Origin of the sequence: Candidatus Endoriftia persephonae (genome assembly GCF_023733635.1) — a bacterium.
GTDB lineage: Bacteria > Pseudomonadota > Gammaproteobacteria > Chromatiales > Chromatiaceae > Endoriftia > Endoriftia persephonae.
Map to the genome: position 1 here is coordinate 3,546,363 of NZ_CP090569.1, position 13,539 is coordinate 3,559,901.

At 63.1% G+C, this 13,539-nt stretch carries 10 protein-coding genes; 7 read left to right on the forward strand and 3 right to left on the reverse strand.

The annotated features are described in order from the left end of the window. Positions 1–30 precede the first annotated feature (30 nt). The 7 genes from L0Y14_RS16080 to L0Y14_RS16110 all read left to right on the forward strand — a co-directional run bounded on the left by L0Y14_RS16080 (position 31) and on the right by L0Y14_RS16110 (position 9,052). Positions 31–906, forward strand: a complete 876-nt coding sequence (locus L0Y14_RS16080; protein ID WP_006475424.1) for an RnfABCDGE type electron transport complex subunit B — start codon at positions 31–33, stop codon at positions 904–906. Then, positions 890–5,401, forward strand: coding sequence for a pyruvate ferredoxin oxidoreductase (locus tag L0Y14_RS16085; RefSeq protein WP_251859231.1), 4,512 nt, complete (start codon positions 890–892; stop codon positions 5,399–5,401). Before L0Y14_RS16080 ends, L0Y14_RS16085 begins: the two co-directional genes overlap by 17 nt. 57 nt (positions 5,402–5,458) lie before the next feature. Continuing rightward, positions 5,459–6,619 (forward strand): ADP-forming succinate--CoA ligase subunit beta, encoded by a 1,161-nt coding sequence (gene sucC, locus L0Y14_RS16090; protein WP_005958514.1) that lies wholly within the window; start codon positions 5,459–5,461, stop codon positions 6,617–6,619. A 90-nt stretch (positions 6,620–6,709) separates the two neighbouring features. Next, positions 6,710–7,579: a succinate--CoA ligase subunit alpha gene (gene sucD, locus L0Y14_RS16095; RefSeq protein ID WP_005958515.1), complete on the forward strand. Its 870-nt coding sequence runs from the start codon at positions 6,710–6,712 to the stop codon at positions 7,577–7,579. 49 nt (positions 7,580–7,628) lie between these two features. Beyond that, the gene (locus L0Y14_RS16100; RefSeq protein WP_040819674.1) at positions 7,629–8,360 is read left to right on the forward strand and encodes a tRNA1(Val) (adenine(37)-N6)-methyltransferase; all 732 of its coding nucleotides are present in this window, start codon (positions 7,629–7,631) and stop codon (positions 8,358–8,360) included. 74 nt (positions 8,361–8,434) lie between these two features. Beyond that, on the forward strand, positions 8,435–8,842 hold the full coding sequence (locus L0Y14_RS16105; RefSeq protein ID WP_005958517.1) for a hypothetical protein: 408 nt from the start codon (positions 8,435–8,437) through the stop codon (positions 8,840–8,842). Positions 8,843–8,884: 42 nt separating this feature from the next. Continuing rightward, complete coding sequence (locus tag L0Y14_RS16110) at positions 8,885–9,052, forward strand: CPXCG motif-containing cysteine-rich protein (protein WP_305790656.1); 168 nt, start codon at positions 8,885–8,887, stop codon at positions 9,050–9,052. A gap of 18 nt (positions 9,053–9,070) precedes the next feature. Here L0Y14_RS16110 and L0Y14_RS16115 read toward each other — a convergent pair whose 3' ends face one another. The 3 genes from L0Y14_RS16115 to L0Y14_RS16125 are packed head-to-tail and all read right to left on the reverse strand — an operon-like array spanning position 9,071 to position 13,520. Next, entirely contained in the window at positions 9,071–11,008 is a 1,938-nt protein-coding gene (locus L0Y14_RS16115; RefSeq protein ID WP_240991666.1) for a sensor histidine kinase, read from the reverse strand. After that, positions 10,995–11,876 carry a sulfurtransferase gene (locus tag L0Y14_RS16120; RefSeq protein ID WP_005958519.1) on the reverse strand — a complete coding sequence of 294 codons (882 nt, stop codon included), beginning with the start codon at positions 11,874–11,876 and terminating at the stop codon, positions 10,995–10,997. The genes L0Y14_RS16115 and L0Y14_RS16120 overlap by 14 nt, the downstream gene beginning before the upstream one ends. A 9-nt stretch (positions 11,877–11,885) precedes the next feature. Next, positions 11,886–13,520 (reverse strand): HD domain-containing phosphohydrolase, encoded by a 1,635-nt coding sequence (locus tag L0Y14_RS16125; protein ID WP_005958520.1) that lies wholly within the window; start codon positions 13,518–13,520, stop codon positions 11,886–11,888. Between the last annotated feature and the right edge of the window lie 19 nt (positions 13,521–13,539).

The window sequence follows — 13,539 nt, forward strand, 5'->3', positions numbered from 1 at the left end:
ACCAGCTCCAGGTAGAAGCAGAGGTCCGGTATGTCTGAGCTGCTCAGCAGTTTCGTCTCCTCTGCCGGCATCATGACCGGCATCGGGCTATTCTTCGGCATCATCCTCGCGGTCGCCTATAGATTCCTCAAGGTGGAGGAGGATCCGCGTATCGCCACCACCGATGAGCTGTTGCCCGGCACCAACTGCGGCGCCTGTGGCGAACCCGGCTGTCTGCCGTTTGCCGAGGCCCTGGTGGCCGGCAAGGCCCAACCCAGCGGCTGCACCGTCGCCGACGAAGCCACCATCGACGCGATTGCCGATTTTCTCGACGTCGACGCCGGCCAAGCCGACAAGCAAGTCGCCCGGCTACGCTGCGCCGGCGGCAAGGCTCAGGCCTTCCAGATCGCCGAATATGCCGGCTTCGAGGGCTGCCGCGCCGCCGCCACCGTCTCCGGCGGTGGCAAAGGCTGTTCTTGGGGCTGCCTCGGACTGGCTGACTGCAAGGTCGCCTGCGACTTCGACGCGATCCATATGAACGCCAACGGCCTGCCCCAGGTAGACGTCGAGAAGTGCACCGCCTGCGGCGACTGCGTCGAGGCCTGCCCCAAAGACCTGTTTGAACTGCTGCCGCTAACGCAGAAACTCTACGTGCAGTGCAACAACCCCCTCGAAGGCGAGGCGGTCACCGTGCTCTGCTCAGTGGGCTGCGACGCCTGCGGCAAATGTGCCGCAGACGCCGCCCCCGGCCTCATCACCATGAGCGACAATCTGCCGCTGATCGACCTGAAATCGGGCGCGCCGATGACCGACCTCGCCACCCGCCGCTGCCCCACCGCCGCCATCCAATGGCTGGAGGATGGCCAGTTCATCGAACAGCAGAGCGCCCAAGCCGAAAGTGAAAAACGATATGCCCGCCTTCACTAACACCGCCATCAAACTCTACCGCAAGCTGTTTGGCACCCCCGCCGGGCTGATGCCGCAGGACAGCGGCATCCATACCCTGCTGGATGGCGCCAGCGCCATCGCCATCACCGAGGCCTGTATCGCCGAAAACGCTGCGATCAGTAACCGCCACGGTACCGATCACGCCAATCTCGCCTGGCTCTCTGAAGAGAGCCGTCAGCTGCATAACGTATTTGGCGAACATCTCAGCAGCCACAGCGCCTCCAGCGCCCGCGGCGCGCTGGCCAGCGCCATCGGGCTCGCCAGCGCAGGACGCCGCGCCACCCTGTTTCTCGACAGCGGCGAGCTTAGCGGCGCCCTCGACCTGCTGCAGCGCGCCGTCGAACAACGTCTGCCACTGGTGATCCACGCGCGCAACCGCGACATCGACAAATCCGGCAGCAGCCACCAGGCGCTGCAGCAGCTCGCCGACAGCGGCTGCCTACTGCTGGTCGCCGGCAATGTGCAGGAGGCGGTGGACTTTGCCCTGATCGCCCGCCGAGTCGCAGAGGCCAGCCTGACCCCCGCCATCATCGCCATCGACAGCGGCGAGACCGCCAATGCGCTGCAGGATGTGCAGCTGCTCTCGCCGGCGCTGATCCAGCGCTACATCGGCGAGACCGAAAAGGACCTGCAGAGCCAGAGCGCCGCCGAGCGGCTACTGTTCGGAGAACAACGCCCGCCCGTACCAAGCTGGCACAACCTCGACCGACCGAGCCTGCAGTCAGCGCACAGAGATGGACGCGCCCAGGGATTGAGCCGTGCCGCCAACGCCACCTTTCTGCAGGGCGAACTGTCAGATAGCCTCGAACAGGCCTTCAATGCCTTTAACGCCGAGACCGGTCGTAACTATAGCGCCCTGTTCAGCCAGCAGGCCGAACAAGCCGACCAGCTAATCATCCTGCTCGGCAGCACCCTCGAGCCGGCGCTACAGGCACACCGTCAGCTCAACAAACGCGAGCGCAAGGCCACTGGCCTGCTGGCGCTAAAAAGTCTGCGCCCGCTGCCGGAGACGCACCTGCTCAAGCTGCTGCAAGGGAAAAAGCGCCTGATCGTGATGGAGCGGGCCGAGACCCCGCTGGCAGGCGATCCGCCGCTGTTGCGGGAGCTGCGGCAGATTCTTGGCAGAGGCCAGGAGCGCGGCGAGTTCAGTGGCGCTGCACCACGTCTTGAGTCGGTAATCTACGGTTGTGGCGGCTTTCCGCTGCGTAGCGCTGACCTGACCGAGCTGCTGCAGATCGCGCATCGTGAGAGCAGCAGCAAGCGCTACCTTGGCATCGACTTTACCCAGAGCAACGCCCACCAGCCGAAGCGCCAGGTACTGCTCGACAGTCTGCGCCGCGACTACCCGGAGATCGAATCCCTCGGTCTGCGCGCCAGGCAGAAGGAACCGGCCAGCAGCGACCCGGCCCTGCTGACCCTAGCTGTCGACCGCCCCGCCGACAGCAGTGCCAGCCTACTGGCAGAGGCTGCTACGCTGATCCACAGCATCGCCGGTGGCTATATCCGCAGCCGTCTTGGCGAGCACACCCCACGCTGGGGTGAGCGGGCTCAGGACAGCTTCTGCTTCAGTCAAAGCAGCCCCACTGATCCCGGCGACGAGGCCCCGCTCGACCTGCTGCTGGTGGAGCTGCATGGCGCCACCGAGCAGATCCCGGCGCTGCAGCGCCTGCGCAAGGGCGGCATACTGCTGCTACAGGCCGGCGATGATGAGAGCAACACCCTGACGCGACTGCCGGCAAGGCTGCAGCGGCAGATCCGCAGCCGCGACCCGCAACTGTTTCTCTACCCGGCCCCCAAATGGCTCAAGCCCGAACAGCGCGGCGAGTTGGCCCTCGGTGCCCTCTACGCCACCCTGGCAGAGGGACTGCTGAGCGCAATTTCGACCCGTAAATTCCTCAGCAGTCATGAACAGCAGCTCAAAACCGAGACTGCCGAGCGTGCCGACTCACTGCTGCGGGCCTTCAACGCCGGACTGGAGTCGGTGAGACACACAGCACTGCCCGCACCTACCGGCCAGCAGCCGCCGGCTGAGCCGTCCCATCTGCCGGCAGCGGTGCGTCACCTGCAGGCCAGCGGTGACCGCTACGACAGTCTGCCACGTTTCTGGGACCAGGCCGGCATCCTCTACCGGCAGGGCGAGCAGGCGCAGCTGACCCCCGACCCCTATCTCGCCAGCGGTGTGATCCCGCCGCTCTCCGCCACCTTTAACGACCATAGCGGCAGCCGCACCCTGCTGCCGGTATTTGACCCAGCCGCCTGCACCGCCTGTGGCGACTGCTGGAGCAACTGCCCAGACAGCGCCATCGGCAGCACCGCCATCAGCCCCACCGCGCTGATCAACGCCGGCATTGGCATCAGCGGCGCAGATGCGCTGCGGCCGATGGCCTCCAAACTCGGCGCCCGCATCAGTGCCCGCGGCCGCAAGGGCGAGTTCAGCGGCGATAGTGCGCAGCAGCTGATCCACGAGGCCTTCGACTGGCTACAGCAGAAGGCGCCGCTGGCGGAGGAGCGCCGCGAGGCGGCAGAAAGCGCCCTTGCACGAGTCGAAGCGGCTCTCGGCTGCCTGCCCCTGGCAATCACCGAGACGCTGTTTCACCAGGGCGAAAAGCTGAAAAAGGATGGCGGCGAGCTGCTCACCCTTACTATCAATCCCGAGGCCTGCAAGGCCTGCGGCCTCTGCATCGCAGTGTGCGAGCCCCAGGCGCTCACCCCGCAGCCCCAGGACCAGCAACGGCTCGCCAGCGCACAACAGCAGTGGCAGGCCTGGGAGCAGCTCCCCGACACCCCCTCTGAAACCATCGAGCGTGTTGCCGGTGAGGCCGAACCCGGCCCGATGGGCGCGCAGCAACTCTCCCGCTATGCACTGTTGGCGCTGGCCAGCGGCGATACCGCCGAGGCGGGCTCGGGAGAGAAGATCGCGCTGCGGCAGATCCTCGGTACCACCGAGTTTCGTATGCAGCCGCTGCTGCATCGCTTTGCCGGTGAACTGGAACAGCTGCAGAGCCGGATCAGCGGACTGATCCGCGAGACCCTGGTAGATGCGCTACCTAGCGCGGATCTCGACGCCCTCTCCAAGCGACTCGAGCAGCTGCAGAGCCGCAGTGTCGAGATCTCAGAGCTGATCGACCACACCAACGACCAGCTCGAGAGCAGCGGCGTGGATGCAGTGCGCCTGGCCCGGCTGACCCGGCTGGCGCAAAAACTCAGCCAACACCACTGGCAGCTGGTGCAGGGCCCACAGGGGCTGGGCCGCGCCCGTTACGGCATCGCCCTTGCCCCCGGCAGCATCAGCGAATGGGCGGCTACTTTTCCGCTCAACCCGTTCCAGGTGCCGGTCAGCCTCGGCCTGCCGGGCGCCACCAGCGAACTCGCCATGGGGCTGCTGCAGGGGCAGCTGGCGACGGCCCTGCAGACCCTGCGCCTAGTGCATCAGGCCAAACAGGAGCTGGGCGAGGCGGGACGCAACCCAATCGCGCCACAGCAGCTCACATGGGACAACCTGAGCGCGGAGGAGCGCGCGCTCTGTCCGCCGCTGCTTTTGATCGGCAGCGAGGAGGCGCTTGGCGGCGAGGAGTTCTCGCAGATCGCCAGCCAGCTCAACTCCGGCCTGCCGATCAAGGTGATCCTGCTGGCGGAGCTCGACGGCGGGCTCGATCAGATCGAGCAGCAGGGCAAGCCACTTGCGGCCAGTCACGACGCCCGCACCAATCTCGGCCTGATGGCACTCGCCCAGCGCAGCGCCTTCGTCGCCCAGTGCAGCATCGCCGATCCCTCGCATCTGCATCGCAGTCTGCGCAGCGCGCTCGACTTCAGCGGCCCGGCACTGATGCGTCTGCACGCTCCAAGCCCGCTGCGCCACGGCTTTGCCAGCGATCGCACCCTGGAGCAGGCGCGACTGGCGGTGCGCAGCCGCAGTTTCCCCTTGTTCAGCTACGATCCTCGTGGCGAAGGCGTATTCGGCAGCCGCCTCGATCTGCAGGGCAATCCGGCCCGCAGTGCGCTGCTACACAACAGCGATGATGGCCAGCCGCTCACCCCGGCCCACTGGGCTCTCACCGAGCAACGCTTTGCCAGCCGCTTCCGAGCGCTGGCGGATAACGATCCTGCCCCCACCACGTTGCTCGACTGGCTCGAACTCGAGCCAGCGGCGCGACAGAAGAAGACACCGATCCTCTCGGTCACTCAGGGCAAAGGGGATGCTATGGTGTTGCGGGTCGATCCTGAACTGGCGCAGATGGCCGCTGACCGGCTGCATATCTGGCGCACCCTACAGGAGTTAGCTGGCATCGTCACCCCGTTCACCGCGCGGGTCGAGGCAGAGGCCGAAGAGCGGGTCGCAACACAACATCAGGCCGAGCTCGCTGCCCTGAAGGCGGACTATGAACAACAGCTCAACGCCACCCGCGACAGCGCACAGACGCAGATCGCGCAACAGTTGCAGGATCGCCTGATGCACCTGGCCGGCTATAGATAGCGAGGTGCGGACGAGCGGCTTGTCCGCGCCACTGACCTTTACGAGAAAGGAAAGCAGATGAATCTACACGAATACCAAGCAAAAAAGCTGTTTGCCGACTACGGCATCCCGGTCCCGGAGGGTAAGACGGTCTCCAGCCCGAGCGATGCCCGTGCGGCGGCCCAGGAGCTAGGTGGTGAGATCTGGGTGGTCAAAGCCCAGGCCCACACCGGCGGTCGCGGCAAGGCCGGCGGGGTGACGCTGGCAAAGAGTCTCGATGAGGTCGAGGCGGCGGCTGAGGCGATCCTTGGCATGACTCTGGTGACCAAGCAGACCGGTCCTGAAGGGCTGCCGGTCAACCTGGTGCTGGTGGAGCAGGGCAGCGACATCGCCCGCGAGCTCTACCTGGGGGCACTGCTGGATCGTGCCTGCTCCCGCGTCACCTTCATGGCCTCGGCTGCCGGTGGCATGAACATCGAGGAGGTGGCCGCCGAGACCCCGGAGAAAATCCTCACCACAGTGGTCGATCCGGCCGCCGGCCTGCAACCCTACCAGTGCCGCAAGCTCGCCTTCGGTCTGGGGCTGGAGGGTGATCAGATCAAGCAGTTCGGCCGCATCATGATGGGGCTCTACCGACTCTATATGGCGAAGGACGTAAGCCTGATCGAGATCAACCCACTGATCGTCACCGGCGACGGCCAGCTGATGGCCCTCGACGCCAAGATCAACATCGACAGCAACGCGCTCTACCGCCACCAGGATCTCGTCGCGCTGCGCGACCCGAGCCAGGAGGATGAGAAAGAGGCCGCCGCCGCCCAGCATGACCTCAACTACATCACCCTCGACGGCAGCATCGGCTGCATGGTCAACGGCGCCGGCCTGGCGATGGCGACCATGGACATGGTCAAGCTGCACGGCGGCGACCCGGCCAACTTCCTCGACGTGGGCGGTGGCGCCACCGCTGAGCGGGTCACCGAGGCGTTCAAGCTGATCCTCTCCGACGCCAAGGTGAAGACCGTGCTGGTCAACATCTTCGGCGGCATCGTGCGCTGTGACCTGATCGCCGAAGGGGTGATCACCGCAGCCAAGAATGTTGGTATTGCGGTGCCGGTGGTGGTCCGCTTGGAGGGTACCAACGCCGAACAGGGGTTGAAGATGCTGGAGGAGAGCGGACTCGACTTCATCACCGCCGCCGACTTCACCGAAGCCGCCAAGAAGGCTGTCGCTGCAGCTGCATGATTTGATATTCGTAGGAGCGCTGCTTGTGACGCGCACCGGTCCGGATATTCGCATCGCGAGCGGCGCTCCTACGGAGAATAGGACAAAAAAATGAGCATACTCGTCAACAAAGACACCAAGGTCATTTGCCAGGGTTTTACCGGCAAGCAGGGCACCTTCCACTCCGATCAGGCGATCGCCTACGGCACCAACCTGGTGGGCGGTGTGACTCCCGGCAAGGGCGGCCAGAGCCACCTGGAGCTGCCGGTCTTCAACACCGTGCATGATGCGGTGAACGAGACCGGCGCCGATGCCACCATGATCTATGTGCCACCACCGTTTGCCGCCGATGCAATTCTCGAAGCGGCGGACGCCGGCATCAAGGTAATCGCCTGCATCACCGAGGGCATCCCGGTGCTCGATATGCTGCGGGTCAAAGAGGCGCTGAAGTCCACCGGCGCGCGCCTAATCGGCCCCAACTGCCCCGGCATCATCACTCCCGGTGAGTGCAAGATCGGGATCATGCCCGGGGTGATCCACAAGCCCGGCAAGGTCGGCGTGATGTCGCGCTCCGGCACCCTGACCTATGAGGCAGTGGGGCAGACTACGAAGGCGGGCCTGGGGCAGAGCACCTGTGTCGGCCTGGGCGGCGATCCGATCAATGGCACCAGCTTCATCGACTGTCTGGAACTGTTCGAAAAAGACGAGCAGACCGAGGGCATCATCATGGTCGGTGAGATCGGCGGCTCCGCCGAGGAGGAGGCCGCGGAGTACATCAAGGCGCACGTCTCCAAGCCGGTGGTGGCCTATATCGCCGGCGTCACCGCACCGCCTGGCAAACGCATGGGCCATGCCGGGGCGATCATCTCCGGCGGCAAGGGCACCGCAAACGCCAAATTCGAGGCTCTAGAGGCCGCCGGCGCCCATGTGGTGCGCTCACCAGCGGAGATGGGCAAACGCATGGCAGAGCTGCTCGGCTAACCAGCCCCTCCCCCCCGGACGACCCGCTGCGGTCGTCCGGTTACCCATCATGTCGACCTTCCAATTCCAGCAGTTTTCTGTCGCTCAGGCGCACTCCGCCATGAAGGTCTGCACCGATGCCACCCTGTTTGGCGCGATGGCGCCGGTCCAAAAAGATGACCGGGTGCTCGACATCGGCGCCGGCACCGGGCTTTTGTCACTGATGCTGGCGCAGCTGGGTGCTGGATCGGTAACCGGGGTTGAGCTGACGAAGGAGGCATTCGACGAATGCCGAGATAACTTCCGCAACAGCCCTTGGGCCGGACGGCTGCAGGCAGTGCATCAGGATATCCGAGAGTTTGCCGCAGGCAATCCGACGCGTTACGACCTGATCATCAGCAACCCGCCATTTTTTACCGATCACACCCGCACCGCTGATCCACTCCGCGCTACGGCTCGTCATACTGACCAGCTTCCCTATCAACAACTGCTCGCGATTGCCGCAGAGTTGATCGACGCGCAAGGGCGTCTCTACCTGCTACTGCCAAGCCATGCGGTTGCCGCGATCATCAAACAGGCAGCCTGCCACCAGCTCTATCTGGTCGGCCGCACCGATCTACGCGGCCATGCATACAAGCAGGCCAAGGTCTCGGCACTCCTGTTCAGCCACACAGCAAACCCCTATGTGGCCCGTCTGCTGACCATCTATCGTGCCGAGCGCGACTACTCAGCAGCCAGCAGTGCCTATCTGTCGCCATTTCTGCTGCGCTTCGCCCAGGCCAATTTCAAAATAGAAGACTGATCTCTGCTGTACTCCCCACCAGCAACTTTTTATAGTTCCTCTCCTAGATTTAGATTCCACTTTGAGGCCCAGCCGTGCACAACACCATCGACGCCCGCATTGTCTTCGGTTTTCGGGGAGAGACCCACTCTCCGACCGCCACCATCGATCTCGATCAGCTGATGGAGTCCGGCGATGAATCACCTGATCTGCATCGGCTACTCGCCAGGCTCAACCAGATCGATACCTACTCCTACCTCTATGAGGTGATGGAGGCAACTCCAATCGAGTTCAGCACACCACGTGGACTGGCCATCGAATGCCTGAGCGATGGCCACTTTGATCTGCAAAAGTTCATCCAACTCTGGCAGCAACAACCAGAGTTGGATGAACTGCACAAGATCGCCAAGGAGCATCTGGCGATCGATGATCTGGCACAGCACCCGAATATCCATGCAGCGCTGCGTGCCGCCTTCGATGCCGGCAAGCAGGCCAACGACTGATCACCCGAGGCATTCACCATCTCCCTACTCGACGCTCAGACCATCTTCTGCCCCTATTGCGGGGAATTCATCACCATCCTGATCGACCCCAGCATCCTTCAGCAAAATTATGTCGAAGACTGCTCCGTTTGCTGCCGGCCGATCACGCTGGAAATCACACTGATGGGGGAGGGGATAGCAGTCACTGCACGACGTGAGGATGAGTGCTGAGGGCTTGCATGATCCGTTTCAGGCGGCCGGGGCCTCGAGCGGAATCTCCAGGTGGAAGCGTACCCCCTTGCCCAGACTGCTCTGGCACTCGATGCTCCCCCCCAGCGGGCCGATCACCAGATTGTGGACAATGTGCATCCCCAGGCCGGTGTTGCCTCGGCCGCGGGCGGTGGTGAAGAAGGGCTCGTAGAGCCGAGTCAAATCGGCCTCGCTGATGCCCCGCCCATCATCGCGGTAGTCGATCAGCAGCCGCTCCCCAGATTGCTCGGCGCTGATCTGCAGATGCCCATGTTCACCCTCAGTGAAAGCGTGTTCAAGTGAGTTGGTAATCAGATTGGTGATCACCTGGGAGAGAGCGCCGGGATAGCTGTCGAGGGTGATCTCCGCGGCACAGTCGAGCGTGGCAGCGTGGCCGCTCTTTTTCAGCCGCGGCCGCAGGCTCAACAGCACCTCCTGCAGATAGCTGCAGAGTTCGAATTCACGGCGCGCCTCTTGGCTCTGATCACTCGCCACCTGACGAAAACTACGCACCTGCTGGGCCGCTCGCTGCAGATTGCTCACCAGGATACGGCAGCTCTCCTCGGTCATCTCAAGAAACGACTCCAACTCACGGCGCGTCATCTGTTGCTCGGCGTAGCGTTGCTGCAGCCCGCGGAGCGCCTCCTGCAGATGGCTGGCGGCGGTCACGCCGATCCCCACCGGGGTGTTGATCTCATGGGCCACCCCTGCCACCAGGCTACCCAGCGCGGCCATCTTCTCAGCGTGAATCAGCTGGTCGCGGGACGTCTCCAACTCACGGGTGCGCTCGCTGACCCGCGCCTCCAGGTTCTCCCGCGCCTGCAGCAGAGCCTGCTCCGCCTCTTTCTCGGCGCTCATATCGAAATGCACCGAGAGATATTGATAGGGTTTTCCCCTGTCATTCAGGAAAGGGACGATGGTGGTGTCAACCCAGTAGTAGCCACCCAGTTTGTTGCGGTTCTTTAGCACCCCGTGCCAGACCCGACCGGCGGCGATGGTGCGCCACATCTCACGGAACAGCTCCGGAGGATGTTCATCCGACTTGACGATATTGTGCTTGGCGCCGATCAGCTCATCGGAGGAGTAGTGAGAGACGTCGCAGAAACGCTGATTCACATAGATGATCCGGCCGGTGACATCAGTGGCGGAAACGATCGCCGACTGGTCGAGCGCAAACTTCTGCTCCTGCAACGCCCTCTGCGAGGCCTGGATCTCATCGAGCAACCGGTTGAAACCCGCGTAGAGTTGGCCAAACTCATTCCGCTCGTCGGTGCTGGCGCGCAGATCGAGATTGCCCACCTGGCTCATCTCGTCCATCAACGCGGCCAGATGCAGCAATGGCCGGGAGAAGATGCCCTGCATCAGAAACGCCAACCCCGCCGCAATCAACAGCAGCACCGGGGTCAGCATGGCAAACCCCTGCAGCTGGCGTTCCACCCACTGATCCAGCGATTCGGTAGAGAGGCAGAGGTAGAGCGTACCCAGCGCCAGTCCCTGAAATTGCACTCGGGTGAAGAGCCGGATATCACCCTGCTCAAAGGCAATCTGCTCCCCCTGTGGCGAGGCGGGCGGCGCCAGCTCCAGACTGTCGGGGCGTTGATACTGGAATACCGCCTTACCCTGCCGGTCAAACAGCACCGCCTGACGCACCTCGGTGAAGGCCTGCAGTGCGGTGACTGTATCCACCGCCGCATCGGTGGAGTCGAGCATCAGGATCTTGGCGAAGCTCTGGCTCATCGACTGGGCCAGTACCAGAGCACTCTCCTGGGCGGCACGACGCAGTGCGGCGATATCCCAGTAGATGACAAACAGGCCACCAATATGCAGCGTGAGAAGCACCGCCAGTAGAATTACCAGGGTCAGCTTCTGACGGATCGGTAGGCGTGACAACCGATGTCGCCCCCTCCCGGCAGGTAGCGACTGGCTAGTGCGCGCCATCCCCATCCCGTTCGATCGGCAGGGCCGGGTCATTACTCCATTCGAACCAGGAACCACCATAGGCGGCGGCCGCATAACCCAGCTGGCGCAGCACAAAATAGGTCAGCGCCGACTGTTTGCCCCTGTTGCAGTAGGTGATGATCCGCTTGTTCTGGCCAATGCCGGCGTAGAGCGCCCGCAGCTCGCTGAGAGGTTTGAGTTTCGGCTGACCATCCACCCGCTCATAGTTGGCATCCCAGGGGATGTTGATCGCTGTGGGAATGTGGCCAAAGCGCTTTGCCCCACTCACCTCGCCGGCGAACTCTTCCGGCGTGCGCGCATCGATCAGCACGACCTCTGGGTTGTCGATCGCCAGCCGGGTCGAGAGTTTACTGGCAATCCGTTGTGGATCGGCGGTAGGGATGAAACGACGCGCCTGCGGCTGACTTGCCTCGAAGCTGATCGCCTTCCCGTTCGCAAGCCAGGACTCATAGCCTCCATTCTTCAGGGCCACCCGAGCATGTCCATGCACCTCCAGAATCCAGATCAGGCGAGCAGCATCGATGAAGGTGCCGCTATCGTAGACCACCAGCTGCTGACTGACATCAATGCCGGCAGTGCTGAAGACGCGCTGGATGGTGCTAGTGGGCGCCATCAGGTCGGAACGAGGATCAAGGCCGAAGATCGAGTTGACGGGCAGGTTGACCGCCCCCGGGAGATGTCCCTGCTGGTAGGCCTGGGGCTCTCGCACATCCAGAATCAGCAGCTCAGCCTGCCCCGATCGACCGCTCAGCCACTCATCATCCACCAGTCGTACTGACCGATCGGCGGCCCGGGCCGGCAACAACAGCCAGGGCACCATGAAAAGCAGCAGGCCGAGTCGTCGCATTAGGGTGACCTACTCCGTATGGCTGAACGGGGTATAGGCCGGGTTTACATCATCCCGGTAGCGTTCGCGAATCACGAGAAACTCGTCGAGATTCTGTAGCAGGATATCAGTGATCCGCGGATCGAAGTGCCGACTGCGCTGCTCGCTGAAATAGTCAATGATCTGCTCTAGCGGCCACGCCTGCTTGTAGCAACGATCACTGCCGAGAGCATCAAACACATCGGCCACTGCGGTGAGGCGACCATAGAGGTGGATCGTTTCGCCGCTGGCGCCAGCCGGATAGCCGCTACCGTCCCACTTCTCCTGGTGGTCACGGGCGATAATCGCGGCCGACTTGAGGATCGGCCGTGAAGAGCCTTTCAGCATCTCATAACCGATGCGGGCGTGGCTCTTCATGATCTCGAACTCTTCAGGTGTCAGGCGGCCGGGTTTGTTGAGGATCTGATCGGGGATCGCGATCTTGCCGATGTCGTGCAGTGGCGCTGCCAGCTTCACTTGCTCGACCTCTGTCGGTTCGAGCCCCCAATGGTGCGCCAGCAGGCCGACATACTCAGCCACCCGGCGCACATGGTTACCGGTCTCGCGGGAGCGAAACTCGGCCACCGTACCGAGCATGAAGACGATCTCCCGCTGGGTGTCCTCGATCTCGTGGTAGAGGTTGACGTTCTCATAGGCCACTGAGGCGCTGGAGCAGAATAGCTTCACCAGATTCAGGGCGCTGCTGCCGATCCCATCACATCCGGTCACAAAGACCACCCCGTTGCCCTGCTTGCAGCCATCGAAACGGAACACGTAGCTGCCATCCTGATGCAGCGGATGGTCTGATTGCAGGCTGCGCCGCAACAGTGTGAGATCCTCCGGCTCCAGCACCTGGTCGACACACTGGCCCTGCTTGGCCTCGAAACTCCCCACCCCGACCAAGATCCGCAGCAGGCTCTCATCCGCTGCACAGGGGGGGCCGGCAATAAAGCCGGAGACCACACCGATGAAGGCATCCTGATCGAGTCCCAACACCGATACTACCTGCATCAGCAGACCGCTGAGGAAGTGGTCCAGGTCGCGAATCTGGATGATTGAGGCGGTGGAGGCCACCACCCGCGCCAAGCCACGCCGGTTCTGCTCCAGGCTGATGATATCGTGGTAGGAACGCAGCGCCGCATAGAGACTGGTGGTCAGCTTCTGTGCGGTGAGTTCGGTCTTCTCCTTGTAGTCGTTGATGTCATACTGCTCGACCACCCGCGCCTCGGGGGCCTGGCCCGGCTGGCCGGTGCGTAGGATGATGCGCACAAAACGGTTGCCCAGCTGCTCGCGGATGTGGCTAACCAGGGCCAGCCCAGCGTCATCTGCCTCCATCACCACATCGAGCAGGATCACCGCCGTGTCGGAGTGTTCATCCAGCAGTGCGCGGGCATCGGCAGCAGAGTAGGCGTGCAGAAATTCGAGGCGGCGTTGATGGAAGCGGAAATCGCGCAGCGCCAGCAGGGTGACATCGTGCACTCCGCGCTCATCGTCGACGATCAACACCTTCCAGGGTGGATTGTGCTGGCCGCTCTCCACCAGCTCCTGCTGCACCTCATCCTGCGCAAAGATCAGTTCATCCCTTTCCTCAGGAGTCGCAACATCATCCCCGGAACTCTCGGTCATTTAGTGAAATTTCTTGGTT